This is a genomic window from Nonomuraea sp. H19 (assembly GCF_052068215.1).
Lineage (GTDB): Bacteria > Actinomycetota > Actinomycetes > Streptosporangiales > Streptosporangiaceae > Nonomuraea.
The window spans coordinates 574,246-599,367 of record NZ_JBQHCV010000001.1 but is presented as its reverse complement, the minus strand read 5'-3'; the positions used below and the strand labels follow the sequence as shown (position 1 = coordinate 599,367).

The following is a 25,122-nucleotide window of genomic DNA, read 5'->3' as shown; positions in this document are numbered from 1 at the left end:
GCGGCCCGGCCAGACGTTCAACCAAATATCGGTCAGGCGAGTGCGCCCTCGTCCCAAGAAAGTGGCCGGGAACGGTTCAGAGCCAGCCCGGCTTGACGAGCCCCGACTCGTACGCGATGACCACGAGCTGGGCCCGGTCGCGGGCGTGGAGTTTCATCATGGCCCGGCTCACGTGGGTCTTGGCGGTGGCCGGGGACATGAACAGCTTGGCGGCGATCTCGTCGTTGGTCATGCCGGTGCCGACCAGGGCGAGCACCTCGCGTTCGCGCTCGGTGAGCAGGTCGAGGCCGTCGGCGGCGACCGGTACCTTGGCGCGGGAGGCGTACTCGGCGATCAGGCGGCGGGTCACGCTCGGCGACAGCAGCGCCTCGCCGGCCGCCACCACCCGGACCGCCTGGATCAGCTCGGCCGGCTCGGTGTCCTTGACCAGGAAGCCGCTGGCGCCGTTGCGCAGCGCCTCGAAGACATACTCGTCGAGCTCGAACGTCGTCAGGATGATGATGCGCGGCCCCTCCGGCATCCGGCGGGTGGCGGTCAGGCCGTCGGTGCCCGGCATGCGGATGTCCATCAGCACCACGTCCGGCCGATGCTCGCCCGCCATCCGCACCGCCTCGGCGCCGTCGGACGCCTCGGCCACCACGGTCATGTCCGGCTGGGCGTCGAGCAGCGCCTTGAAGCCCGCCCTGACCAGCGCCTGGTCGTCGGCGAGCAGCACGTTGATCATGAGGTCTCCTCGGGTAGCGGCAGCCGGGCCTCGACGCGGAAACCCGGGCCCGACGGGGCCGCGGCCAACGTGCCGCCCAGCGCGGTGGCCCGCTCGCGCATGCCGGGGATGCCGTTGCCGCTGCCTGATTCGGACAGTACAGCAGAGGTGGTCGCGCCGGTGTCGCTCACCTGGATGACCAGTTCGTGCGCGCCGCACTCCAGCCGCACGGTCACGGTGGAGCCGGGCGCATGGCGGGCGGCGTTGGTGAGCGACTCCTGCACGATCCGGTACGCGGCCCGCTCCACCGGGGGCGGCAGCGGACGCGAGCCGGCGCGTTCGAGCGTCACCTCCATGCCCGAGCGCTCGATCAGCTCGCCGAGGCGGTCGAGCCCGGCGGTGGGAGCGCGCGGGGCGTCCTCGCGCAGGACGTTCAGCACGGAGCGCAGTTCGCCCAGGACCTCCTTGGACGCCGTCTTGATGGTGGCCAGGGCCGTGCGGGCCTGTTCCGGGTTGGCGTCCATGAGGTGCAGCGCGGTCGAGGCCTGGACGTGGATGAGCGAGATGTTGTGCGCGAGCACGTCGTGCAGCTCCTGCGCCATGGTCAGGCGCTCCTCGCTGGCCTGCCGCCTGGTCTCCTCCTCGGCGGCCCGCTGCTGCTGGTCGCGGCGCTCGCGGGCGATCCTGACGAGCTCCGCCACCACCATGGTGAGCAGGATGAACGAGGTGACCGCCAGGTCGTGGAAGAGGCCGCGCGCCGGCTGGAGCGTGATCCACGGATAGGCCGTGAAGGTCACCAGGGAGGCCCCTGCCAGGATCCAGGCCATCCGCCGATGGCGCCGCAGCACCAGCAAGAACAGCATGGCGATCGGTGAGAAGAACACGCCGCCGTAGGGGTATCCGCCCCACACATAGACATAAGTGGCCAGGAAGGTGACGACGGCCGTGGTCATCGGAAATCTCCGGTGGAGCACGATCATCAGCGGGCCGACCAGCAACAATCCGTAGGCCAGCGGGTCGAGTGGCTCCCTGAACGGCTGCCCGCGCTGCGCGCCCTGCGACAGCACGAGCTGGAGCACGGCCGCGATCAGGGCGAGATACGGGGCGAATCCGGACTTCGAGCGCACGCCCCAACGCTAGACGAACGAGCTGACCCCCACATCACCCTCATGTCGCAGAGGGCCCTACCGCAATCGGGGTAGCTGGGTCATCGTGGACACCATGCGCCGAGTGATCGTCCCCGCAGCAGCAGCAGCGCTCATCGCGCTCGTGCCCGCCCATCCCGCGCCGGCCGAGCCCCTATCCGAGCAGAAGGTCCCGGTCGCCGAGGGGTACGGCGGCGCCGTCGCCACCGTCGACCTGGACGCGAGCAAGGCCGCCATCTCCGTGTTGAGGAAAGGCGGCAACGCCGTGGACGCCGCGGTCGCCGCAGGCGCGGTGCTCGGCGTCACCGAACCGTACTCCTCCGGGCTGGCCGGCGGCGGCTTCATGGTCTATTACGACGCCAGGCAGCGGAAGGCCTTCACGATCGACGGCCGCGAGACCGCGCCCAAGGCCATGACATCGACGTCGTTGGAGGGCATCCCGTTCGAGCAGGGCGTCACCAGCGGCCTGTCGGCCGGCGTGCCGGGCACGGTCGCGAACTGGGATCTGGCCCTGCGCCGGTTCGGCACGATCTCGCTCAAGCAGGCGCTCCAGCCCGCGATCGAGGTGGCTTCCGAGGGCTTCGTCGTGGACCAGACCTTCCACAACCAGACCGCGGCCAACGCCGCCCGCTTCAAGGACTTCACCTCCACGGCCCAGCTCTACCTCCCGAACGGCGCCCCGCCGCCCGTCGGCTCGATCTTCAAGAACCCCGAGCTCGCGGACACGTACCGGCAGCTCGGCAAGCGCGGCCCCGGCTGGCTGTACGGCGGGCAGCTCGGCAAGGACATCGTGGCCACCGTCAAGCGGCCGCCGGTCACCCCCGGCAGCACCCGCAACGTCCGCCCCGGGCTGATGGAGCTGGATGACCTGCGCGCCTACCGCGCCCTGATGCGCGAACCCACCAAGATCTCTTACAAGGGCATGGACGTGTACGGCATGGCGCCCCCGTCCTCCGGCGGATCGACGGTCGGCGAGGCGCTCAACATCCTCGAATCCCTGCCGGAGGCCGGCCTGCACGAATACCTGGAGGCGTCCAGGCTGGCCTTCGCCGACCGCGGCAAGTACGTCGGCGACATCCCCGGCGTGCCGCTCGGCGAGCTGCTGTCCGACGGTTTCGCCAAGGAGCGGGCCTGCCTGATCGGCGACAAGGCGATGCCGCACCCGGCCCCGCCCGGCAACCCGGACGGCGCCTACGAGCCGTGCGCCCAGCCCACCGGGAGCGCCACCCCGATCACCGACGAGGGCCCCGAGACCACCCACCTGGTCGTGGCCGACCGCTGGGGCAACGTGATCGCCTACAACCTGACCATCGAGTCCACCGGCGGCAACGGCATCGTGGTGCCGGGCCGCGGTGTGCTGCTCAACAACGAGCTGACCGACTTCAGCTTCGGCCCGGCGCCCGGCGACCCGAACCTGCCGGGCCCCGGCAAGCGGCCGCGCTCGTCGATGGCGCCGACGCTGGTGTTCGACGACGGCAGGCCGGTGCTGGCGGCCGGCTCACCGGGCGGCTCGACCATCATCACGACCGTGCTGCAGATCCTGGTCAACCGGTACGAGTTCGGCATGAGCCTGCCCGAGGCCGTCGCCGCGCCGCGGGCCACGCAGCGCAACACCGCCCAGACCCTGGCCGAGCAGGCGTTCCTCGACAAATACCGGGCCGAACTGGAGGCCCGCGGGCACAGCTTCGCGCTGAACCCGGAGATCGGCGCCGCCACGGCGCTGGAGTTCATCGGCAGGGGCCGTGTCCAGGCCGTGGCCGAGCCGGCCCGGCGCGGCGGCGGCAGCGCGATGGTGGTGGCGCCCACGAAGTAGTACCACCGCGGTCGTACGGTCCGCCCGCGCGCGCACTCCCCCGGGCGGACCCCGGACAGAGCCCGGTGTCCGATTCGCCGCGCCCTCCTCCCGCGGACCCTTGAGGTATCACTCAAGGAGGAGAACATGAACACGATCGCACTGTGGGGTCCCCATTGGGCCGCCGGCGGCTTCTGGCCGGTCTTCCCGGCCCTCTGGGGCCTGTTCTGGGTCGCCGTCGTCGCGCTGGCCATCACGGCCCGGCGCAGGGGCTGGTGGGGGCCGGCCCGCACGCAGGCCGCCGCCGCCTCGCCGACCGGGCCGGCCGAGCAGATCCTCGCCGAGCGGTACGCCCGCGGCGAGATGAGCGACGACGAATACTTCGAAAAGATGGCCGTTCTCAGGGGCGGCTCATCGTAAACGCCACGAAGGGTGCGACAACTGTCACTGGCCGCAGCCAACGGGCGCGCGTTACGTTCGCGTAGACGGCCATCCACCAGGAGGGACGGATCATGCGTCGCATAGGCAAGTTCCGCGGGTGCCACTGAGCGCGCAGGCCGCCACCCTGCTCGCCGGCGGGGTGGCCGCCGGGCTGGTGGCGGGGACCGCGACGTGCACGGCGACGCAGGGCGGGCTGCTCATGGGCTTGACCAACCGCTCCCATGGACGCGATCCCGCGCTGGTGGGATGGTTCCTCGCGGGGCGGCTGGCCTCGTACACGCTGGCCGGGGCGCTGCTCGGGCTGCTCGGCGAGGCCGTCAGCCTGCCGCCGCACGTTCGGGCCGCGCTGCTCGTCGCGGCCGGGATCACGGTGATCGTCTTCGCCGTCCGGCTCATGAGGCGCGGGCACTGTGCGGCGCCGCCCCAAGGCGGGGTCTCCCGGTACAAAGCGCCGCTGCTCGGCGCGGCCACCATCCTCGTGCCCTGCGGCGTGACCCTCGGCATGGAGCTGATCGCGATCTCCAGCGGCTCCCCGCTGGCGGGGGCGGCGGCCATGGCCGGGTTCGTGATCGGCACCGCTCCGGCGTTCGCGCTGCTGGGGTACGTGTTGCGGCGCCTCTCCCGCACCCGGCTGGCCAGGGTCGCCGGGGCCGTGGCGATCGCCGCCGGGCTCTGGACCATCGGCGCCGGGCTCAACCTGGGCGGCTGGCTGCCCCGCACGGCGGCTCCGGCATCGGCGCCCGCGTCTCCGACGGTCACCGTCTGGGCGACGCGCGACGGCTACCGCCCGGCCGTCGTGGCGGCTCCGGCGGGCGTGCCGGTCGAGATCGTCTTCAAACTGGCAGACCGGGGCTGCACCGGCACCGTCGCGATCGGCGGGCGCGACGTCGCGCTGCCGGCCACCGTACGACTGCCGCCGCAGCCGGCCGGCTCGCTGCGTTACGTCTGCGGGATGGGCATGTACGCGGGGTTCATCGAGTTCTCTTAGCGTCTTGTCGGCGATTACTGTTCGCGATCGCGTGATCACGTGCCACTCTGTCGCCATGGCCTGGCAAGGAGAGGTGGCGGCGCCGGCCGTACCGGCACCGCGCGTGGGAGACGAACCCGAGCTGCTGGCCGCCGCGCAGGCAGGCGACCCGCAGGCCGCGCACCGGCTCGGCAAGCTCTACGCACAGCACGGCGATCGCGCGGCCGCCAAACACTGGTGGGAGCGGGCCGCCGCGAGCGGCAACATCGACAGCGCTTACAACCTGGGCATCTGGCACGAGAAACACGGCAGCCTCGAAGATGCCGTCGGCTGGTACGAGGTCGCCGCCGTCACCGGCGACGCCGAGGCCGCGACCAACCTCGCCACGCTCCTGCTGGAGCAGCGCGGCGATGTGGACGCGGCCAAGAGGTGGTACTCGATCGCGGCCCGCGCCGGATCCAGGACGGCGGCGCGCAGGCTGGCGCTGGTGTGCGAGGACGCGGGCGAACTCCCGGCGGCGCGCGAGTGGCACCGGCAGGCGGCGGCCGACGGCGACGTGGCCTCGGCGTGCGATCTCGGCTTCCTCGCCTACTCGACGGGCGAGGACGGGGAGACCGTGCGGTGGTGGGAATACGCGGCCAGGGGCGGCCACGCCGAGTCCGCCTACTGCCTGGGCCTCTACCTGCAGGCCAGCCGCGACCCGGCGGGCGCGGAGGCCTACTACCGGCTGGCCGCCAAGAGCGAGCACCCCGGCGCCGCCTCCCGGCTCGGCGGGGTCGCGCTGTCCAGAGGCGACCTGCGTACGGCCCGCGCCTGGTTCGAGCGCGCCGCGAACGCCGGGCGGGTCGAGGACCAGCGGATGGCCGGGTTCGTGTGCGTGGAGCTGGGCGACTGCAGTGCGGCCAGCCACTGGTTCGGCCGGGCGGCCGCGGGTGGGGACGCCGAGTCGGCCTTCAACTACGGCCTGCTGCTCATCGCCGAGTTCGGCGACCTGGCCGGGGGCCAGCACTGGTTCCGCCAGGCGGCGCGGGCCGGGCACCACGGGGCCGCCGTCGAGCTGGGCGGGCTGTTGTCGGTGGCCGGCGAGGTCGGCGAGGCGAGCCGATGGCTGTCCGACCCGCCGCCGCCCGCCTGGGACCGGCCCGCCGAGCCGGAGCTGACCGCCCGGGCCGAGCTGGCCGCGGCCGCCACCGGGCGCAGGGGCGGCGTCGCACTGGACGTGGCGGAGCTGACAGAGGTGCTGGGCACCTGGGATCTGGTGACCCGGCCGCTGCACGACCACTCGGACGTCATCGGGTGGCTGGTGCAGCGGAGCGGGGTGCACGCGAGCGCCGTCGAGCACCTGGCGTCGGTACGCGGCACGCTGCTGCGCCCGGGCAGCGCGCCGTGGCCGAGCCCGGGCGAGCTCCGGCACGTCCTGACCACGGCCCGCGACCTGCGCCGCCGGCTGGGCGTCCAGTAGGCCGCGTTCAGCGGCCTACTGGACCTGCGTCAATGCTGGCCGAGGTGGAACAGGTGGCCTTCGTCGTCCTTGAAGACCGCCGACCAGCCCCACGGCTCCTGCTTCGGCTCCTGGCTGAACTCGACGCCGCGGGCCGCCAGCTCCCGGTGCGCCTTGACGATGTCGTCGGCCTGGAACAGGACGTAGTTGGGCAGGTCCTTGGCCGGGCCCGGCCACTTGGGACCGGCCTTGGAGATGACCAGCCGGGTGCCGCCCGCGGGCGGCTCGACCTCGATCCAGCGGTCCTCGCCGTACGGCAGGTCCGTGGTGATCGTGAAGCCCATCTTGCCGGTCCAGAAATCGACCGCGCGCTGCTGGTCCTCGACGTAGATGGTGACCTGGCTGATGCCGAGCGTCATCGCTCCTCCTGTGGTTATATCCATCTTGGATATAACCACCGTGGTGCTATCGTGTCAATCATGCTCACCGCCGCCGGGTTCCACGTGCTCCTGGCGCTGGCCAGCGGCTCCGGGCATGGTTATGCGGTGATGCGGTTCGTCGAGGAGGCCAGCGGCGGCGCGGTGAAACTGGGTCCGGGCACGCTCTACCGGACGATCAGCCGCCTGGTGGCCGACGGCCTGGTCGAGGAGTCGGATGGCGCGGACCCGGCGGCGCCGCATGACGCGCGCAGGCGCTACTACAAGCTGACACCGCAGGGCGAGCAGGCCGCGCGGGCCGAGGCCGAGCTGATGGCCCGCATGGTGACGGCCGCGAGAGAGGCAGGGCTGATCGCATGATATCGCTGCGGCCGCAAGGGCTGTGCCCGCATCTGTTCGTGCTCGACACGGAGGCGGCGATCGCCTTCTACCGTGAGGGCCTGGGAGCGGTGGAGGTGTTTCGCAACACGCTGCCCAACGGGGTGATCCTCTTCGTTGAGCTCCAGCTCGGGGCTGGGCGGCTGCTGGTCAGCGAGGAGACGCCGTCGCTGAACGCGCTGGCGCCGCCGACGCTCGGCGGCAGCCCCGTGCTGATCCTGCTGGAGGTGGCGGACCCCGACGCGGTGGCCGAACGGGCGATCGCGGCGGGGGCCGAGGTGGAGATGCCGGTGCAGGAGATGTTCTGGGGCGAGCGGTACGGCGTGCTGCGCGACCCCTTCGGGCACCGATGGGCGCTGTCGACGGCCAGGGAGCAGCTCACGCCCGATGAGATCGTGAGGGGCACGGCCGCGGAGCCGTACCCCTCGACCGATTAGACCAGCTCGGCGACCGGCGTGCAGGGCAGGCCGAGCGCGTCGGCGACCGGCTGGTTGGTCAGCAGGCCGTCGTGCGTGTTCAGTCCGCCGGCCAGGCCGGCGTCGGCCTTGAGCGCCTTCCGCCAGCCCAGGTTGGCCAGCTTGACCGCGTACGGGAGGGTGGCGTTGGTCAGGGCGTACGTGGAGGTGTTGGCCACCGAGCCCGGCATGTTGGCCACGCAGTAGAAGATCGACTCGTGCACCTTGTACGTCGGCTCCGCGTGCGTGGTCGGGCGCGAGTCCTCGAAGCAGCCGCCCTGGTCGATGGCGATGTCGACGAGCACCGAGCCCGGCTTCATGCGCGCGACCAGGTCGTTCGAGACCAGCGTCGGGGCCTTGGCGCCGGGGATCAGCACCGCGCCGATGACCAGGTCGGCCTGCAGGACCTCCTGTTCGATCGCATACGACGTGGACACCAGGGTCTTGAGGCGGCCCTGGTAGATGGCGTCGATGAAGCGCAGGCGGTCGATGTTCGTGTCGAGGACGGTGACCTCGGCGCCCATGCCGACGGCGATCTGCGCGGCGTTCAGCCCGGACACACCACCGCCGATCACCACGATCTTGGCCGGGGCCACACCGGGCACCCCGCCCGGCAGGACGCCCCGGCCGCCGTTGAAGCGCATCAGGTTGTACGCGCCCACCTGCGGCGCGAGGCGCCCGGCGACCTCGGACATCGGGGCGAGCAGCGGCAGCGCGTTGCCCACCTGGACGGTCTCGTACGCGATGCCCGTGGTCTTGGCGTTGAGCAGCGCGTCCGTGCAGGGGCGGGAGGCGGCCAGGTGCAGATACGTGAACAGCACCAGGCCCTCGCGCAGCCGGTGGTACTCCTCGGCGATCGGCTCCTTGACCTTGAGCACCATGTCCGCCTCGCCCCACACGGAGTCGGCGGTGTCGAGAATCTTCGCGCCCGCCGAGAGGTACTCCTCATCCGTGATGTGCGAGCCCAGGCCCGCGCCCCGCTGGACGAGGACGTCGTGGCCGTTGCGGACCAGTTCGTGAACGCCCGCGGGTGTGGCGGCGACACGATATTCGTGGTTCTTGACCTCGGCCGGTACGCCGATCTTCATTGCGATGGATCCTTTCGGGAGCCGGCACGCCGTCGTACCGGGCTGAGGGTGTCAGAGGTGTGCCCAGGCCTCGGTGAGCACGCCGCGGAGGATTGACCCGATCTCGTCGAACTCCTTGGGCCCCGCGATCAGCGGTGGCGCGAGCTGGATGACGGGATCGCCGCGGTCGTCGGCGCGGCAGTAGAGCCCCGCGTCGAACAGCGCCTTCGACAGGAAGCCGCGCAGCAGCCGCTCGGACTCCTCGGTCGTGAACGTCTCCTTGGTGGCCTTGTCCTTGACCAGCTCGATGCCCCAGAAGTAGCCGGCGCCGCGCACGTCGCCGACGATCGGCAGGTCGCGCAGGCCGTCCAGGGTCTCCTTGAACAGCGGCTCGTTCTTGGTGACGTGGCCGAGCAGATCCTCGCGCTCGAAGATGTCGAGGTTGGCAAGGGCGACGGCCGCGGAGACCGGGTGACCGCCGAAGGTGTAGCCGTGCGCGAACATCGTGTCGCCGTTCTTGAACGGCTCGAACAGCCGCTCGTGCGCGATCATGGCGCCGATGGGCGAGTAGCCGCTGGTCATGCCCTTGGCGCAGGTGATGATGTCAGGCACGTAGTCGAACTTCTGGCCGCCGAACATGGTGCCGAGGCGGCCGAAGGCGCAGATGACCTCGTCGGAGACGAGCAGCACGTCGTACTCGTCGCAGATCTCGCGCAGGCGCTGGAAGTAGCCGGGGGGCGGCGGGAAGCAGCCGCCGGCGTTCTGCACCGGCTCGGCGAAGACGGCGGCCACAGTGTCGGGGCCCTCCATCTCGATGGCGCGGGCCACCCGGTCGGCGGCCCACACGCCGTACTCCTCGGGCGTCATGCCCTTGACGCCGGTGATCTCGTCAGCGCGGTAGTGATTGGTGTTGGGAACCCTGACGGAACCGGGCACCAGCGGCTCGAACATCTGCTTGAACGCCGGGATGCCGGTGATCGACAGCGCGCCCTGCGGGGTGCCGTGGTAGGCGATCTGGCGGCTGATGACCTTGTGCTTGAGCGGCTTGCCGACGAGCTTGTAGTACTGCTTGGCCAGCTTCCACGCGCTCTCCACCGCCTCGCCGCCGCCTGTGGTGAAGAACACCCTGTTCAGCTCGCCGGGGGTGTGCTCGGCCAGACGCTGGGCCAGCTCGGCCGCCTTGGGGTGCGCATAGGACCACAGCGGAAAGAACGCCAGTTCCTGGGCCTGCTTGGCGGCGGCCTCGGCCAGTTCCTGGCGCCCGTGGCCGACCTGGACCACGAACAAACCGGCCAGGCCGTCGAGGTAGCGCTTGCCGTTGATGTCGTAGACGTAGGACCCCTCACCGCGGACGATGGTGGGGATCTGGGACTGCTCGTATGCGCTGTGTCTGGTGAAGTGCAACCACAGATGGTCTTGCGCGGCCTTAAGGACGTCGTGTTCCGGCTGCGTCATGGTTATCTTCCCTCGTGTGCCGACCTCCCCACAGTGTGCATGCTCACCTGCGGATTTGCCAAGCGAATCGGTCGCAACACTATGCAAGAAAATCGAGATCCGCAGAACCGCTATGTAACAGCAACGAAATCCGCATGTAGGTTGACGCGTGGGCCGTGCCCGTTCCGGCGTGATGGAACCTTCTGTGATCCAATAAGAGCAAACTGTCCAGATCTATCGAGAACGACCCCGGGGGACCTTCCCGTGACTCCTGACCAGATTGAGAGCGCCGTCGCCGCCTCGATGCCCCAGGCCATCGAGGAGCTCAAGCGGCTGGCCGCCATCCCCTCCGTGGCCTTCCCCGGGCATCCGGAAGAGCCTGTTTTCGCCGCCGCGGCGATGACCGAGGAGCTCTTGCGGTCCGTCGGCCTCCCCCGCGTCCAGCAGGTGCCCGTCGAGGGCAGCTTCCCCGCGGTCTACGGCGAGGCCCCGGCGCCTCCCGGCGCGCCGACGGTTCTGCTGTACGCGCACTACGACGTGCAGCCCGCGGGTGACCCGGCCGCGTGGCGCACCCCTCCGTTCGAGCCGACGCTGATCGACGGCCGCCTTTATGGGCGGGGCTGCGCGGACGACAAGTCGGGCATCATCTCCCACATCACCGCCCTGCGCGCGTTCCAGGGCCGGTTCCCCGTGGGCATCAAGGTCATCATCGAGGGCCAGGAGGAGTACGCGGGCGAGCGCCTGGAGGCGTTCGTCGAGCGGAACCCCGAGCTGCTGCGAGCCGACGCCATCGTGGTGGCCGACACCGGCAACCCGCGCGTCGGCGACCCGGCCGTCACCACGTCACTGCGCGGCATGGCCGCCTTCACCATCGAGGTCCGCACGCTTCGTGAAGCGGTGCACAGTGGCTCGTTCGGCGGCGCCGCGCCCGACGCGCTGGCGGCCCTGATGCGCATGCTGACCGCGCTGCACGACGACAACGGCGACATCCGCGTGCCTGGCCTGCCTCGTGGGTCCTTCCTGGGGCAGGGGCCGTCGGAGGAGGAGTTCAGGAAGACGGCCGGCGTGCTGGACGGGGTGTCGCTGGTGGGCGCGGGCTCGCTGGCGGACCGCCTGTGGTCCTCTTACGCGATCACGGTCACCGGCTTGGACGTGCCGACGGTGTCCGGGGCGGTGAACGCGGTGCAGCCGGTGGCGCGGGCCCGGGTGACGGTACGCGTGCCTCCGGCCGGGGATCCGAAGACGACGGTGAACACGGTGGCGGAGTTCCTGCGGCAGATGGCGCCGTGGGGCGTGCAGGTGACGTTCGGGGACTTCACGGTGGGCTCCGGCTTCCAGGCCGACTCCGGCGGAAAGGCGCGCTCGGCCCTGAACCGGGCGATGGAGCGAGCCTTCGGCCGGCCGCCGCGTGACGTGGGAGCGGGCGGGTCCATCCCGCTGGTGAACACGCTGCTGAAGCAGTTCCCGGCGGCGGAGATCCTGTTGTTCGGGGCGGAGGACGAGGACGCGGCGATTCACGCCCCGAACGAGCGAGTGGACCTGGAGGAACTGCGCCGGGTGGCGACCGCGGAGGCCCTGTTCCTCCGCGAGCTGAGCCTTCCCTCGGCGCTGGGCGTGTAGGTTCCCCCGCCGACCACCCACCCCATGTCATGCTGGGTGGTGGTCGGCCTGCGGGAGCCCGCCCCAAAGGACTTCGCGCGGGGGCGCTACGCGCCATGGGAGCTCAGACGCTCTTATTCAGGCGCCTCCGGCGCACCCCATGCGCCTCCGGCGCCCTCGCCCGCCCCTTACCCGATTACCCAGTGGGCGGACGGGGGAGCCCACCCCGAGCGGGTGCGAGCGTGGTGCGAAGGAGGTCCGGTAGCGAGCCAGACGGCACGACGAGCCCACTGGTCGTGGAGGACGAGGCAGTCGTTTGCAGCCACTGTTCGATCGCCACGCGATCCGGGGAAGCGCCCCGTCCGGACTGCTGAACAGTTACGAGACAGAGCGGCGATCGGCCGCCCAGCGCATGGTGCTGAACGCGCAGGCACAGGCGGCCCTGATCGCCCCCGGCAGCGATGTCACCGGACTGCGCGAGGTGTTCACCGAACTGCTCCGCGACCCGAGCACCGTGCAGCGCCTGGCCGAACTCACCGCGGGCGCCGACGTCCGCTACGACATGGGCGGACGCGAGGCGCCAGTTGGAAGCCACCATGACCGCAGTGTGACCGCGATCGGCAGTGATGAAAACTCCGGTTCGGGATGTCTTCGTACTGGCGGGAGTGGGGCGCCCGTCGTCAAGCTCGGGCACGTCCACAACCATCCCGATGCCGACGCTCCCTTCGGTGACACGCTTGCCGTGATGTTCTCCGGGGCCGTTCAGGGCATCGTGCACGTCGAGGCGGAAATCCACAACCTCACGGTCCCCGGCCGGGCTAAGAGGTCCTAACAAAATGAATCTTGACCGGCCGTGCATCCATGCTTCGATGCCCATCGAGATGTCTGGAGCCTAAGTTGCGTTCCGGAGCCGTTGTCGGTCTCCGCCGGGTTGTGGTCAGTGAGTGTGCCCTGTCCGGTCGTGTAACGCACTGAGCTGGAGGCCGTGGATGTCCGATGAGATTCCGACCACTGATAATCGCGAACCGGCGCTGGTCGTCACGTCGATGATCGACCACGTACTCGACCTGGCGGCGACCTGGACAACGTGGGACGGTCGCCCGGTGCGCGCCGATGAGCGGGTCTACACCCCGCACAAGGCAATCCGCCGAGTCACCGATCACCTCATCGATCACCTCGCCGAGGTGGAAGCACGGCTGGTCGGCAACCCCACGATCCCTGATCGCTGGCATGCGTCGGCGAGCACAACTCCTGCCGATCTGGCGCCCTTCACCGACCAAGACCTGAACGAGGCCAGGAGCCGGCTCACCCGGCTCAGCCGGATCTGGGCCGACCGACTGACCGCGCTCACTCCAGACCAGCTCGACCGGTCGCCCGGTGAGGGCTGGACATTCCGGCAGATCGCGTTCCACCTGGCAGACTCGGCCTACTACGCCGACGCCGTTGGGGACCTGTCGGCGGTTGGATCCGATCGCTGACCTGTTATCAGCTTCTCGTGAGCCGTCGCCAGCAGATGATTGCGGCGGCGAGGGTCATGAAGGCTTCGTGGATGTCGTCGCGGACCTCCCAGCGGATGCGCAGGCGGCGGAACCAGTGCAGGAGCGCGATCGTGCGTTCCACCACCCAGCGGTGAACGCCCAGGCCGGAGCCGTGTGGAGTGCCGCGGCGGGCGACGCACCCGCAGGGGTACACGGCTTGGGCACGGATCATGACAAGTGATCCATGTCCTTGTCACGTACAAAAAGGTCCGGCAAGGCCGCCCAATGAGAGCCACGCGGTCAGAGCGCGACGAGGGTTAGAAGCCGTTCGGCCTGGGCTCGATCCGTGGCCGCCAGGGCGATGCCCTTGACGAGCGTCAGCAGGTCGCGGACGTCGAGGTCGGCGCGGACGGCGGCGGCCTGCTTGGCCCCCTCCAGCAGCGCCGAGGCGGTGGTGAGCATGGACTCGTGCCACTCCGCCACCAGGGTGGAACGCCCCTGATCGGTGACCGCCAGGGCCAGATCGCGCTTGGCCGTCACGTGCTCCATGAACAGACTGAGCCACTCGCGCAGCGCCTCGCCTGGCGAGTCGGCGGCCAGCAGGGCGGCGCCGCTCGCGCAGAGCTGGGCGACCTCGTCGGCGTAGACGGCCACCAGGAGGTCGGAGCGGGTGGGGAAATGCCGGTACATGGTGGCGTTGCCCACCCCGGCTCGGCGGGCGACCTCGTCGAGGGGGGCGTCGGTGCCGCGCTCGGCGAAGACCTGGGCGGCCGCGGCCAGCAGCAGGTCGTAGTTGCGTCGCGCATCCGAGCGGCGAGGACGTGTTCCCGCCATCCGTCTCTCCTTGCTAAGTGGGGACTTCCCCGGTTAGTGTAGCGGCGTCAGAAAACCGGGGAACTCCCCACTTAACCGAGGAGGCACGAGCATGGCGACCGCAAGTGAGGTGCATCGGCGGATAGTGGCGCTCTACCCGGAGGTCATCGCGACCGGGCGGATGGATGACGCGCTCGCGCTCATCGATCCCGACGTCATCGACCATCGGGGCGGCGCGGACGGCGACCATCACGGCCGGCGGGCATGGCGGGAGAAGTGGGAGCAGGCGATCTCCGGAGAGACCGGCTTCCATGACGTGTCGGTCACCGTCGAGCAGAACGTCGCGACCGACGAGCTGTCGGCCAACGTCTACCTCAGCCGTGGCACCCACACGGCCACGGGGCGCCGGTACGAGGTGCGCGGCATGGACATGATCCGCGTACGGGACGGGAGGATCGTCGAGCACTGGGCCATCAGGGACGCGGTGGCCATGGACCACCAGCTCGGCCTCCGCTAATAGCGGTGGACGAGGCGGAGGCCCGTCTCCACCAGGACCCAGCCGAGGCGGGTCCGCCAGCCGTGACCTGACGAGCCGGACCGCCTCCGGGCGACCGGGCGATGGCGATTCGCCTCGGCTCGCGGGCCGCCGTCCCGCGCGCCCGCCACTTCGCGGTGAGCTCATTGAGCTCCTCGGCGAAGTGGCTCAGTTCCTCGGCGGTGAGCGACATCAGGCACTCGGACGTGAAGGCCGCACTACGCCAGGCGTCGTCCCAGGCCGATTGCGCAAATTTCCTTTCCTATCTGGGACGCGCTAGAAGCGCCAGCGCGTCTGGCTGTACTCGCCCTTGCGAAAGCCCAGCACCTTGGCCGGGGCCACCTCGAAGACCAGCGCCTCACCGCCCTGCGGATGGGTGAACACCCCGTCGCCGACGTCGAAGTGCCAGTCGCTGCCGTACTTCGACTCCCAGGCGCCGGCCAGGCGCTTGAGCTTGCCGGGGTCGGTGACCCGCTCGGCGACGCCCTCGACCACCAGGTCGAGGCCCTCGTGCAGGGCGCTGGCGCCGGTCGTGAGAGCGCAGTTGCGGTTCTGCTCCAGGTTCCGGGCCTTCTGCTCCTCGGCACCGGTGCAGAAGAAGATCGCGTCGTCCTGCCAGACGGCCAGCAGCGTCGTGACGTGCGGGCGGCCGTCGGAGCGTACGGTGCTCAGCCAGTACGTTTCCGCCCGTTCGAGCTGGTCGCTAGCCTCGGCCCACGGCGTCGGGGTGGCGTTCGCGTCGCTGAAGCGGGCGTCCAGTTTCGTGGTGGGTTCCATGATCCATCCTCCGTATCGGCCTCACCTGGACAGACCTGCCCGGCGTCAGGAACTCATCGCGGGGCGCGGGAAGAGGGTCAGGAAGCGGCGCACGAGCTCCCGGTCCCCTTCCACCCGCACCCCTTCCGAGTCCAGGGATCGGCCGCCGAAGACGAGGCCGCGAAGGGTGTCGGCGTCTGTTTCCAGGACGGCGTCCGCCGCCGCGCCGGAGCGGGTCAGGGTGAAGCCGGCCGGCGCCACCTCAGCGAGGAAGCGGTCATTCCCGAGGCGCAGCTCGACGCGGGCGGCGAAGCCGCGGGCGGCCTCGCCCTCGTACGTGGACCGCAGAGCGACGGCGAGGGCGTCGACGCTCAGGGAGTTCGCCGAGCGCATCGGCATCCTGCTGCCCCAGCGGGCCAGCGCCAGGACCACGGACTCCAACTCCCGGCCGCGCTCCGTCAGCTCGTAAACCCAGGCGGCCGCGGGCGGGGGCAGCTTGCGGCGCCGTACCACGCCCGAGTCCTCCAACTCGCGCAGGCGTTGGGAAAGGACGTTCTGACTGGCGACGGGCAGGCCCGTGCGCAGGTCGGTGAAGCGTTTAGGGCCCAGCAGGAGCTCGCGGACGATCAGCAGCGCCCAGCGCTCACCCACGTGGTCAAGGGCGCGGGCGATTCCGCAGGGGTCGTCATAAGTCCGCATCACGGTCCCGGGTTCCTTGTATAAACCAAGTTGTTAGTACTACTTTAGGACCAAATCGGCCGGAGAATGCCATGAGCGGACTGCCGGCGCTGCGGGCGCGGCCGGACATCGCCATCGGCATTCCGGGGCCGCCGCCCGAGGTGCTGATCACCGACTGCCTGGCGCCCTGGCCTGAGCGCCCTGATCCGGAGGTACACACATGGCGACATTCGCGCTGATCCACGGCGGCGGGGGCGCGGCGTGGCACTGGGACCTGCTGGCCGCCGAGCTACGCGGGCGCGGGCACCACGTCGTGGCGGTGGACCTGCCGATCGAGGACGAGTCGGCCGGCCTGTTCGACTATGCCGATGCCGTGGTCGAGGCCGTCGGCGAGCGGCGGGACCTGGTCGTGGTGGCCCACTCGTGGGGCGGGTTCGTGGGGCCGCTGGTCTGCGACCGCGTGCCTGCCCAGCTCTTGGTGCTGGTCACGGCCATGATTCCGGCGCCGGGCGAGCCGCCGGCCGACTGGTGGGAGAACACGGGCTTCGGTCACCAGGACATCGACGACCCGGTCGGGCTGTTCATGCACGACGTGCCCAGGGAACTGGCCGAGCAGGTGATCGGGCGAGGGCGGGAGCAGGCGGAGAAGGCGCTGGTGGAGCCGTGGCCGCTGGAGAAGTGGCCGGATGTGCCGACCAGGTTCCTGCTGTGCCGCGACGATCGGTTCTTCACGCCGGAGTTCATGCGCGGGGTCGTAGGCGGCCGGCTCGGCATCACGCCCGACGAGATCGACGGCGGGCACTCACCCATGCTCGCCCGGCCCAAGGAGCTGGCCGATCACCTGGAGGGCTACCTGACCGGCAGGTCGTAGACGCGGCGCACGCTGCTGCCCAGCTTGGCCACGTCGGCTCCGTACACGTGCACCGACACCCCGATCTCGGCGCTGGTGTTGCGCACCATGTGGATGTCGCCGGGCGGGGCGAACCCGCTGACCTCGCCCGGCCGGTTGTCGGTCCGGCCGATCTCGACCAGGTGATCGCCCATGTCGCGGTAGAGGGTCTCGTGCTCGATCCCGCTGATGATCCCGAACGTGCACCACGACACGTGGTCGTGGATCGCCGTGTACTGACCGGGCCGCCACACGACCGACACGATCGAGAAGTCGCGCTGGGCGTACAGCACGCTGGACACGTACCCGTCGGGTGAGCCCTCGCGCTCCCGGGGCGTGAGGATGCCGGGTCCGGGCAGCCGGTCGCGGAGCAGGTCGGCCACGGCGTACGCGGTCTCGCGAAGCCCCAGCCGCTGGGCGACTATTCCGGAAATGCCGGACACGAGCACATCGAGGCCCGGTCTGGCGGTGGTGGAGACCATATTCATGCTATACCCCTAGGGAAATAGGATTATTCGCCTTCCCCTTCTACGGTCCCCCCTTCCCACCGATAGGTCCAACAGAAGTTTTTGGGCTTATCCATAGATACGCTTGATGGATGCTCGACGTCGTACGCCTGCGCGTCCTCGTCGCGGTCGCCCGTAAGGGCTCGCTGACCGCGGCCGCCAAGGAGCTGCACTACTCACAGCCGTCGGTCAGCCACCACCTGGCCAGGCTGGAGGCGGAGACCGGTGCCCGGCTCATCCAGCGCGCCGGCCGCGGCATCAGGCTCACGGAGGCGGGCCGGCTGCTCGCCGAGCGGGCCGCGGAGATCATCGGCCGCCTGGACGACACCGCCGAGGAGCTCGCCGCCCATGTAGGGCTGCGTACGGGCCGCGCCCGGCTGGCGGCCTTCCCCTCCGCGCTCGGCACGTTCGTCCCGAAGGCGGCCACGCTGCTCGCCGGCCGGCATCCGGACCTGCGCCTGCACCTCACCGAGACCGAGCCGCCCGAGGCGCTCAGGCTGCTGCGGGCCGGGCGGGTGGACGTGGCGGTGGTGTTCCGCTACGACGACACCGCGCCCGAGGACAACGGCATCACCATGATCCATCTCCTCGACGATCCCGGCTACCTGGTGTCCAGCGCGCCGACGGACGGCGAGCTGACTCAGCACGCCGACTCGTCCTGGATGGTGGGGTGCGACCGGTGCCGCAGTCATTTGCTGGACATCTGCGAGAAGGCGGGGTTCGCGCCGCAGATCACGTTCGCGAGCGATGACATCGTGGCGGTGCAGGCACTGGTGGCGGCGGGGCTGGGCCTGACGATGCTGCCGGGGCTCGCGCTGCGCGCGTACCGTCACCCGGGCGTGGAGGTGGCCGAGATCGCCGGCTCGACGCGACACGTGTACGCCGCCGTGTACGGCGACCCGCCCCACCCTCCCGCCACCGAGGCGCTGCTGAAGGCCCTCCATGAAAGCCTTTGACGCCACTCCTACGATGGCCCTATGCCGGATATTTCAACGCTCGCCCTTTTCTGCGTGGCCACTCTCGGACTGCTCGTGGTACCCGGACCGGCGGTCCTCTACATCGTCACCCGGAGCGTCTCCCAAGGCCGCTCCGCCGGCCTCATCTCCGTGCTCGGCGTGCACGCGGGCTCGCTCGTCCACGTGGCCGCCGCGGCACTGGGCATCAGCGCGCTGCTGGCCGCCTCGGCCACGGCGTTCACCGTGGTGAAGTGGGTCGGTGTCGCCTACCTGATCTGGCTCGGCGTACGCAAGCTGTTGAAGCGCGGCGGGGCCGAGGAGACGATGGAGCTGCAGGTGCAGTCGAAGCGGCGGCTGTTCTGGGAAGGGTTCGTGGTCAACGTCCTCAACCCGAAGACGGCGATCTTCTTCCTGGCGTTCCTGCCGCAGTTCGTCAGCCTGGAGGTGGGGCCCGTCGCCCCTCAGATCCTCCTGCTCGGCCTGCTGTGGATCCTGCTCGGCATGGCCTCCGACGGCACGTACGCGATGCTCTCCTCGGCCCTGGCCGGCCGGGTACGCGGGTCCACCCGCGCCCGTCGCCGCCTCGACGTGGGCAGCGGGGTGGTCTACCTCGGTCTGGCGGCCTGGCTCACGACCGAGAAGGCGTGACAAGCCAGAAATTTCCGCTCCATAGTGCGATAGTTGAGGTCGAACGCTGATCGCGGGGAACGGCACGTCGGGACGTACCTGATAGGCGGACCTCATGGACACGCCACCACACCGCCTCGGGCTCGAGCGGGCCGTCGAGGTCTACTCCGGTCATGACGACCTGGTCGGCGTGACCGGCTCCGGCTATGCGATCGGCGCCGATCTGGTGCTGACCTCGGGCGACGTGGTCGATCCCGACGCGCCGTGCCAGGTACGTGCGGCGTGGTCGGGGCGATGGCTGCGGGCCGAGCAGGTGTGGCGAGGGCGCGGCGGGACGAACGCGGTGCTGCTCCGGGCCGCCGAGTCCCCGTGGAAGGAGATCCCTGGCGTCGACCATGTCCGCTGGGCCAGGGTGGCCACCGACGACGACCAGGAGCGCTACCGGCTGCGCGGCACGGCCCGGGGCTTTCCCCGGGCGGGGCAGCGGGCCGGGTCCAGGACCGCGCAGACGCTGTCGGGCCTGGTCGACGCCCCCACGGGCGCGGTGACGAAGGCGCTGGCGGTCAGCGTGCTCACCCCCGAGGCGCCGGCGTCCGCCCTGTGGGAGGGCGTGTCGGGCGCCGCCCTCCTCGCCGAACCGGCCAGGCAGATCATCGGCGTGGTCACCGCCACCCACGATGGGTACGGCCGGCGCCGCCTGAACGCGATCCCCGTCACCGCGCTGCTGAGCGACCAGCGGTTCCGCGAGCTGGCCTGTGTGGTGCCCGGCGGGCTCGAAACCGTGGCCGAAGGCGACCCGTCGGTGATCCTGCCCGCTCTGCTGTCCCCCGCCCGCGAGCGGCTGCCGCAGGACTGTCCGGACTGGCGCTTGCTGGTGCCGCGGCATGCGGTGGTGCCGTTTCTGGGTCGGGATGAGGAGCTGGCGCTGCTGCGGGCGTGGGCCGCCGAGCCGGGCGCGCTGTCCATCGCGGTGGTGACCGGGCGGAGCGGCACGGGCAAGACCCGGTTGGCGGGCGAGCTGTGCGAGGAGGTGGCGCGGGCGGGGTGGGACGCCGGGTTCCTCACCCTGGACTCCGTCTGCGGCCCGCTGTCCGGCCGCCGCCCGGTGCCGCCGGATGCTCTGCGGCCGGCCCTGCTCGTCGTCGATCATCCTGAGCCGTCTTGGCCGCTGGTCGGCGAGCTGGTGCGGCGGCTGGCCAAGCACGGGCGCAATCCGCCCGTACGGCTGCTGTTACTGGTTCGCGAGCCTGGCGCGGCGGAGTGGTGGCGGCGGCTCGACACGGCGGCGGGCGGCTGGCTGCGGCGGCTCAACACCACGACCGTCCAGCTCAACGCCCGTCCGCTCACCCTGCGCGAGCGGACCGAGCACGCGCTCGCGGCCATGAAGGCGTTCGCGCCGAGCAGGGCCGCGTTGCCCACGCCGCCGTCCCTCGACGACCCCGAGTACGGGCTTCCGCTCCACGTCCACCTGGCCGCCCTGATGCGGCTGTGCGAGGACGACACCGGGGCGGGGGGCGAGCTCGTGAGCCGGTTCCTGGCCCGGGAGCACGGCCAGTGGGCGCGGGCGTGGCCGGCCGGGCACGAGCGGGTGGACGAGGTGACGGCGCGCCAGGCCGTGGCGGTGCTCATGCTCACGGCGCCGACGCCGGCCGAGCTCCCGGTCCTGATGACCGCCGTGCCCGGCCTGCGCGCCGCTGATGACGGCGGGATCCACGGCGAGGTCCTGGGCGTGACCGGCTGGCTGGGGCGGATCTTCTCCGGGGGCGAGCGGCTGGGACCGGACATCCTGGCCGAGCGGTTGCTGGCCGGCACAGAGCGCCTGGACGAGCTCGTGCTCGCCGTACACGATCACGAGGGGCGCACCGCCCAGCACCTCGTGCGCATGCTCGACCTCCTCCATCGGTCGGCGAACGCCGCGCCGGTCAGGGCGGCGCTGCGGACGCTGCTCACGGGCCGGATCGGCAGGCTGGTCGCGCAGGCAGCGGCGGCGCCGGCGAGCCGGCTCGGTGACGCGCTCAACGCCGCGCTGGGGCTGTTCGCCGATGATCAGGAGCTCGTGGCGGCCGTCGCCGCGCTGCCGGTACGGCGGGACTCCCGGCTCGGGCTGCGAGCCCTCGACGTGACGCTGGGCGAGCTGGCCGTCCGGCACCTGCGGGCGGGAGGCGCGCCGATCCCGCTGGCAGGGGCGCTGTCCGTGCTGTCCGGTCGGCTCGCGGCGGTGGGCCGGGTGGGCGAGGCGGTCGTCGCGGCGGCCGAAGCCGTCGAGATCTTCGGCGCCGCTCCCCCCTACGAGGAGGCGGCCGGGCAGGCGGAGGCCCTGTACAACCTGGGCGCCTGCCTGCTGCTGGCGGGCGAGCCCGGCAGCGCGCTCAAGCCCGCGCAGGAGGCGGCGGCCAGATTCCGCATCCTCGCCGAGGACGACTGGCGGTACGCGGGGCAGGCCGCGCGGGCGCACTACAACCTGGCGTGCGCGCTGCTGGGGACCGGGCCGGCGAACGAGGCCGTCGAGGCGTTCCGGGCGGCGGGCGGTGACCGCGACTTCGCGGCCAACCTCGCGGGTGTCCTGTCCGTGCTGCCCGGAACGGCCACCGCCGCTGAGCCGGTCATGCCCGACCCGCTGGCGCCGTTCGAAGAGCCGAGCGGTGCCGCGCCGTCCGAGCAGGACCCCTATCTCGCGACCTCACTCGCGATGCCGGAGCTGGCCGCCTGCCTCGCCGTTGCCGCCGCCACCGCCGTCAAGGGCATCGCTCCCACGAACCGGGATCTGGCCCACCAGCTCCGCCTCCTCGCCGCCTGGCTCCACGACCACGGCAGAACGGCCGACGCCCTGGCCCCCGCCAACGAGGCGGCCGTACGCCTGCGCGACCTCGCCGCCGAGGAGCCCGGCCTGCGGTTCATGCTGGCCGAGGCCACCGGCCTGCTGGCCCGGCTCCACGGCGCTCTGGACGACTTCGACGCCGGGGCGCGCGCCGCCGCCGAGGCCGTACGGAACCTGCGCGCGCTCGTCGCCCTCGATCCCGGCGAGTACCGGGCCGCGCTGGCCGGGCAGCTCGCCGATCTGGGTGAGCTGCTGCTGCTGGACGACCGGCCCGAGGAGGCGCTCGACGCGCTGCAGGAGGCCATGAGCGTGGCGGCCGAGCGGCACACGCAGGCCGGCGCCAGACGTCTGCTCGGCCTGTGCCTGGACGAACTCGGCCGACCGGCCGACGGGATGGCGCATCTGGAGCTCGCCGCCGAGCTGTACGACGTCCTGAGCACGGAGGACGCCTCCTACCTGCGCCACAGCGCCGAGGTGCGGGCGAGCCTCGGCAGGTCGCACGCGCCCCCGGCCGGCGAGCCCGGCCAGGAGCGGCACTGGATGCTGGCCCTGGTCACCCCCGACCCGGGACAGGCCGTCACCAGGGCCGAGCAGCTGCTGGCGGAGCGCCGCAAGGCCGTCGAGATCGTCGATGAGCCGCCGCTCGAAGACGTCCATGCCTACGTCTCCGCCCAGGCCATGCTCGCCCGCGCCTGGGCGGACGCGGGCCGGGCGGACGACGGGTTCGCGCTCGCGATGCAGGCGGCCGAGCTGCTCCAGCGGCGGGCCGTACCGGATGGGCCGCACGCGATCGCCGTCGGCCAGGTCGCGGCGGCGCTCGGCCGGACGCTCGTGGCGCTCGGCCACCACAAGGAGGCCGTGCCCCATCTGCTCACCGCCATCGAGTCCCACGGGCAGGCCGGGGCCAGCCCCGCGTCCGGGAAAGAGCTGGCCGAGCTGCTCATCCTGGAGACCGTCGCGCTGTCTCGCGCCGCCTGCCCGTCCGACGCCGAGGCGGCCGCGGACCGGCTGGTCAGGCTGTACGCCGCGCTCGTGTCGGAAGGGATCGAATCTCCCCTGGCGCTCGCCGGAGCGCTGCGGCTGCAGGGCGGCATCCGCTTCACCAGGCAGGACATGGAAGGCGCGGTCAAGTCCGCCACCCGGGCGCTCGACATCCTGCCCGCTCGTCCGCCGACGGACACGGAGCCGGACGAGCAGCGGCTGATCACCGCCGCCTGCCTGGAGTTGGCCGGTCTCTGTCTGGCCGAGCAGCATGACGACGACGCGGCCAGGTCGCGCCTGGCCGAGGGCACCGCGCTGCTGGCCGACCACGACCCCGTACCTGCCGACCTCGCGAACCTGCACCTGCTGGCCCTGGTACGCCTGGCCAGGCTGCGAGCGCGCGAGGAGGGGCAGGCCGCCGGGATCGCCCTGTACGCCCGGATCCTGGAGATGCGCCCGCTGCCCGGCGCCGACGTGCTCAAGACCCTCGTCGAGGAGCTGTCCGCCTACGCGGCCGACCTCTCAGGGGTGCGAGGGGTGGCGCCGGCCGTGCTGCTGCCGCCGCTCGCCACGTTCACCGAAGCCCTCGAACGGCAGGTGCCGCTGAGCGGCGATCCCGGCCTGCACGACGCGTACGCCCGCTGCCTGGCCCGCTTCAGCACCGTCGCCGCCCAGGCAGGCGACACGGGGACCGCCGTCCTGGCCGCCAAGTTGGCCGTCCGCGTCTATCGGGGCCTGGCCGCGGTCTCCAGCGCGTACCGCGGCCGGCTCGGCTTGGCGCTCGCCGCGCTCGCCAAGCTCGACCACACCGACCTCGGCATTCTGGAGCAGGCCATCGCCCTGCTGGACGAGGAGGACAACACCAGGGAGCTGGCCGCCGCCCTCGGCCGCTACGCGGTCGAGCTGCTCGACCGCGGCCGCGCCATGGAGGCGCTGGCGCACTGCGAGCGGGCCGCCGACCTGTGCGACGAGCTGGACGACCCGGCCATCGCGGCCCTCACGTACGCCCGGCTCGGCTCCGGCCTGGCCATGCTGGACCGCCCGCAGGCCGCGCTGGAGGCGGTCGCCTGGTCGCTGGCCGAGCTGGAGCGCGCCAGGGAAAGAGGTCAAGAGCTGCCGGCGGTGCGGGCGCAGGCGATCCAGGTGAGAGGGCAGGTGCTGCGGGCGACCGGCAGGACGCGGGAGGCACTGGCGCATCTGATGGAGGCGTTGCAGATCTACACCGGGCTGCCGAAGCCGGTGGACGCCGCCGAGGTCGCCGCGATGATCGCCGACGATCTGCTGGCGGGCGGGCGGGCGGAGGAGGCCGCCGAGTACGCCGGGATCGCCACGACCGGGCACCCGGAGGGCACGGTCAAGCACGCGCTGGCCCTGCAGCGGCTGGCCAGGTGCCACATGGTGCGCGGCGCGCTGAGCGAGGCCAACGCGCTGGTGGAGCGGCTGATCCCGGTGGCCAGGCGGTCGCCGGACGATCTCACGTACCGGGCGATCCTCGCCGACTCCCTGGCGCAGAGCTCGGAGCTGCTGCCGCTGCTGGGGCTGGACGGCGGGAGCGAGGCGGAGGCCCGGGCCCGCGAGGCCATCGCGATTTACGACACGCTCCTGACCACCGGCATGAACGCGCAGGCCCTGCACACCAGCCGGGCGGGCGCCTGCCTGACGCTGGCCGCCGCGCTCAGGATGCGGGACCTGCCCGCGGACGCGGTGAAGCCGCTGCGCGAGGCGGTCGCGGCACTGGAGCGGTACGCCCCGGGCAATCCGCCGCTGTCCGGGCTGCTGGCCAGGGCGATGCTCATGCTGGGCGACGCGCTCATGGAGTCGGGACGGCCGCTGGAGGCCGGCCTCGTCTTCCATCGGGGCACGCAGGTGACGCGGGACCCGCTCGCCAGGGCCGTGGCGCACACCCGGCTCGGCTTCTGTCAGCAGGAGCTGGGCAGGGACGACGCGGCCGACGCCGCGCTGCGGGTCGCGGCGGGGCTGCTGCGCGAGTTGCTGGCGGGTGACGGCGACGAAGGGCTGGCCGACCTGCTGCGTGACGTCCTGCGCGGCAGGCTGGCGCTGGTGGAGAAGGCTGGCGGGCAGGGGCGAGCCGGCAGGCAGGCGAAGGCGAGCCGGGACGACGAGGCGAAGCGGCTGGAGGCGGAGCTCCGCGACCTCACGAGCCGGTGAGCCCCCCGGCCCGCGCCCTGCATCGACCCCTTCACGAGCGAGCCGGTGAGCCCCCGG

General features: G+C 71.5%; 24 protein-coding genes and 1 pseudogene. 15 read left to right on the top strand and 10 right to left on the bottom strand.

Translation table 11 applies throughout. The annotated features are described in order from the left end of the window. Positions 1 to 76: 76 nt before the first annotated feature. Both ACTMTI_RS02740 and ACTMTI_RS02735 read right to left on the bottom strand, forming a co-directional pair. Positions 77 to 724: a response regulator gene (locus ACTMTI_RS02740; RefSeq protein ID WP_441117971.1), complete on the bottom strand. Its 648-nt coding sequence runs from the start codon at positions 722 to 724 to the stop codon at positions 77 to 79. Next, positions 721 to 1,830, bottom strand: a complete 1,110-nt coding sequence (locus ACTMTI_RS02735; RefSeq protein WP_441117970.1) for a sensor histidine kinase — start codon at positions 1,828 to 1,830, stop codon at positions 721 to 723. The genes ACTMTI_RS02740 and ACTMTI_RS02735 overlap by 4 nt, the downstream gene beginning before the upstream one ends. Positions 1,831 to 1,924: 94 nt before the next feature. Here ACTMTI_RS02735 and ggt point away from each other — a divergent pair, with 94 nt between their 5' ends. From ggt to ACTMTI_RS02715, 4 genes are all read left to right on the top strand, one after another. Continuing rightward, a complete protein-coding gene (ggt, locus tag ACTMTI_RS02730; RefSeq protein WP_441117969.1) occupies positions 1,925 to 3,661 on the top strand; it encodes a gamma-glutamyltransferase in 1,737 nt (578 codons plus the stop codon). A gap of 126 nt (positions 3,662 to 3,787) precedes the next feature. Further along, positions 3,788 to 4,060 carry an SHOCT domain-containing protein gene (locus tag ACTMTI_RS02725; RefSeq protein ID WP_441117968.1) on the top strand — a complete coding sequence of 91 codons (273 nt, stop codon included), beginning with the start codon at positions 3,788 to 3,790 and terminating at the stop codon, positions 4,058 to 4,060. Positions 4,061 to 4,178: 118 nt separating this feature from the next. Continuing rightward, positions 4,179 to 5,069: an urease accessory protein UreH domain-containing protein gene (locus ACTMTI_RS02720; protein ID WP_441117967.1), complete on the top strand. Its 891-nt coding sequence runs from the start codon at positions 4,179 to 4,181 to the stop codon at positions 5,067 to 5,069. Positions 5,070 to 5,124: 55 nt separating this feature from the next. Continuing rightward, positions 5,125 to 6,510 carry a tetratricopeptide repeat protein gene (locus ACTMTI_RS02715; protein WP_441117966.1) on the top strand — a complete coding sequence of 462 codons (1,386 nt, stop codon included), beginning with the start codon at positions 5,125 to 5,127 and terminating at the stop codon, positions 6,508 to 6,510. A 29-nt stretch (positions 6,511 to 6,539) separates the two neighbouring features. On the opposite strand, the gene ACTMTI_RS02710 is transcribed toward ACTMTI_RS02715, so the two are convergent. Then, complete coding sequence (locus ACTMTI_RS02710) at positions 6,540 to 6,908, bottom strand: VOC family protein (protein ID WP_441117965.1); 369 nt, start codon at positions 6,906 to 6,908, stop codon at positions 6,540 to 6,542. Between the two features lie 60 nt (positions 6,909 to 6,968). Here ACTMTI_RS02710 and ACTMTI_RS02705 point away from each other — a divergent pair, with 60 nt between their 5' ends. Both ACTMTI_RS02705 and ACTMTI_RS02700 read left to right on the top strand, forming a co-directional pair. Beyond that, positions 6,969 to 7,286 carry a PadR family transcriptional regulator gene (locus ACTMTI_RS02705; protein WP_441117964.1) on the top strand — a complete coding sequence of 106 codons (318 nt, stop codon included), beginning with the start codon at positions 6,969 to 6,971 and terminating at the stop codon, positions 7,284 to 7,286. After that, positions 7,283 to 7,741, top strand: a complete 459-nt coding sequence (locus tag ACTMTI_RS02700; RefSeq protein ID WP_441117963.1) for a VOC family protein — start codon at positions 7,283 to 7,285, stop codon at positions 7,739 to 7,741. Before ACTMTI_RS02705 ends, ACTMTI_RS02700 begins: the two co-directional genes overlap by 4 nt. Here ACTMTI_RS02700 and ald read toward each other — a convergent pair. Beyond that, a complete protein-coding gene (ald, locus tag ACTMTI_RS02695) occupies positions 7,738 to 8,847 on the bottom strand; it encodes an alanine dehydrogenase (protein WP_441117962.1) in 1,110 nt (369 codons plus the stop codon). The genes ACTMTI_RS02700 and ald overlap by 4 nt on opposite strands. Positions 8,848 to 8,898: 51 nt before the next feature. Next, entirely contained in the window at positions 8,899 to 10,281 is a 1,383-nt protein-coding gene (locus tag ACTMTI_RS02690) for an aspartate aminotransferase family protein (RefSeq protein WP_441117961.1), read from the bottom strand. Positions 10,282 to 10,524: 243 nt separating this feature from the next. Here ACTMTI_RS02690 and ACTMTI_RS02685 point away from each other — a divergent pair, with 243 nt between their 5' ends. The 3 genes from ACTMTI_RS02685 to ACTMTI_RS02675 all read left to right on the top strand — a co-directional run bounded on the left by ACTMTI_RS02685 (position 10,525) and on the right by ACTMTI_RS02675 (position 13,337). Further along, positions 10,525 to 11,880 (top strand): dipeptidase, encoded by a 1,356-nt coding sequence (locus ACTMTI_RS02685; RefSeq protein ID WP_441117960.1) that lies wholly within the window; start codon positions 10,525 to 10,527, stop codon positions 11,878 to 11,880. Positions 11,881 to 12,175: 295 nt separating this feature from the next. Beyond that, entirely contained in the window at positions 12,176 to 12,691 is a 516-nt protein-coding gene (locus ACTMTI_RS02680) for a hypothetical protein (protein WP_441117959.1), read from the top strand. Positions 12,692 to 12,848: 157 nt separating this feature from the next. After that, positions 12,849 to 13,337 (top strand): hypothetical protein, encoded by a 489-nt coding sequence (locus ACTMTI_RS02675; protein WP_441117958.1) that lies wholly within the window; start codon positions 12,849 to 12,851, stop codon positions 13,335 to 13,337. 7 nt (positions 13,338 to 13,344) lie between these two features. On the opposite strand, the pseudogene ACTMTI_RS02670 reads toward ACTMTI_RS02675, so the two are convergent. Continuing rightward, positions 13,345 to 13,533 (bottom strand): annotated as a pseudogene (locus ACTMTI_RS02670) (transposase); the annotation flags it as partial. 104 nt (positions 13,534 to 13,637) lie between these two features. Continuing rightward, positions 13,638 to 14,171, bottom strand: a complete 534-nt coding sequence (locus ACTMTI_RS02665; protein WP_441117957.1) for a TetR/AcrR family transcriptional regulator — start codon at positions 14,169 to 14,171, stop codon at positions 13,638 to 13,640. 91 nt (positions 14,172 to 14,262) lie between these two features. Here ACTMTI_RS02665 and ACTMTI_RS02660 point away from each other — a divergent pair, with 91 nt between their 5' ends. Continuing rightward, positions 14,263 to 14,667 (top strand): ester cyclase, encoded by a 405-nt coding sequence (locus ACTMTI_RS02660; protein WP_441117956.1) that lies wholly within the window; start codon positions 14,263 to 14,265, stop codon positions 14,665 to 14,667. Positions 14,668 to 14,961: 294 nt separating this feature from the next. On the opposite strand, the gene ACTMTI_RS02655 is transcribed toward ACTMTI_RS02660, so the two are convergent. Further along, positions 14,962 to 15,462 carry a pyridoxamine 5'-phosphate oxidase family protein gene (locus ACTMTI_RS02655; protein WP_441117955.1) on the bottom strand — a complete coding sequence of 167 codons (501 nt, stop codon included), beginning with the start codon at positions 15,460 to 15,462 and terminating at the stop codon, positions 14,962 to 14,964. A gap of 45 nt (positions 15,463 to 15,507) precedes the next feature. Next, complete coding sequence (locus tag ACTMTI_RS02650) at positions 15,508 to 16,140, bottom strand: winged helix-turn-helix transcriptional regulator (protein WP_441118145.1); 633 nt, start codon at positions 16,138 to 16,140, stop codon at positions 15,508 to 15,510. A 71-nt stretch (positions 16,141 to 16,211) separates the two neighbouring features. Between ACTMTI_RS02650 and ACTMTI_RS02645 the strand changes: the two genes are divergently transcribed. Continuing rightward, positions 16,212 to 16,358: a hypothetical protein gene (locus ACTMTI_RS02645; protein ID WP_441117954.1), complete on the top strand. Its 147-nt coding sequence runs from the start codon at positions 16,212 to 16,214 to the stop codon at positions 16,356 to 16,358. Further along, on the top strand, positions 16,340 to 16,990 hold the full coding sequence (locus tag ACTMTI_RS02640) for an alpha/beta fold hydrolase (RefSeq protein ID WP_441117953.1): 651 nt from the start codon (positions 16,340 to 16,342) through the stop codon (positions 16,988 to 16,990). Before ACTMTI_RS02645 ends, ACTMTI_RS02640 begins: the two co-directional genes overlap by 19 nt. Here the strand turns inward: ACTMTI_RS02640 and ACTMTI_RS02635 are convergent. Further along, complete coding sequence (locus ACTMTI_RS02635) at positions 16,969 to 17,496, bottom strand: cysteine dioxygenase (RefSeq protein ID WP_441117952.1); 528 nt, start codon at positions 17,494 to 17,496, stop codon at positions 16,969 to 16,971. The genes ACTMTI_RS02640 and ACTMTI_RS02635 overlap by 22 nt on opposite strands. A gap of 110 nt (positions 17,497 to 17,606) precedes the next feature. Here ACTMTI_RS02635 and ACTMTI_RS02630 point away from each other — a divergent pair, with 110 nt between their 5' ends. From ACTMTI_RS02630 to ACTMTI_RS02620, 3 genes are all read left to right on the top strand, one after another. Continuing rightward, a complete protein-coding gene (locus ACTMTI_RS02630) occupies positions 17,607 to 18,470 on the top strand; it encodes a LysR family transcriptional regulator (RefSeq protein ID WP_441117951.1) in 864 nt (287 codons plus the stop codon). A 21-nt stretch (positions 18,471 to 18,491) separates the two neighbouring features. Continuing rightward, positions 18,492 to 19,118, top strand: coding sequence for a LysE family translocator (locus ACTMTI_RS02625; protein WP_441117950.1), 627 nt, complete (start codon positions 18,492 to 18,494; stop codon positions 19,116 to 19,118). Positions 19,119 to 19,212: 94 nt separating this feature from the next. Continuing rightward, positions 19,213 to 25,065, top strand: a complete 5,853-nt coding sequence (locus ACTMTI_RS02620) for a hypothetical protein (RefSeq protein WP_441117949.1) — start codon at positions 19,213 to 19,215, stop codon at positions 25,063 to 25,065. The last annotated feature ends 57 nt before the right edge of the window (positions 25,066 to 25,122 follow it).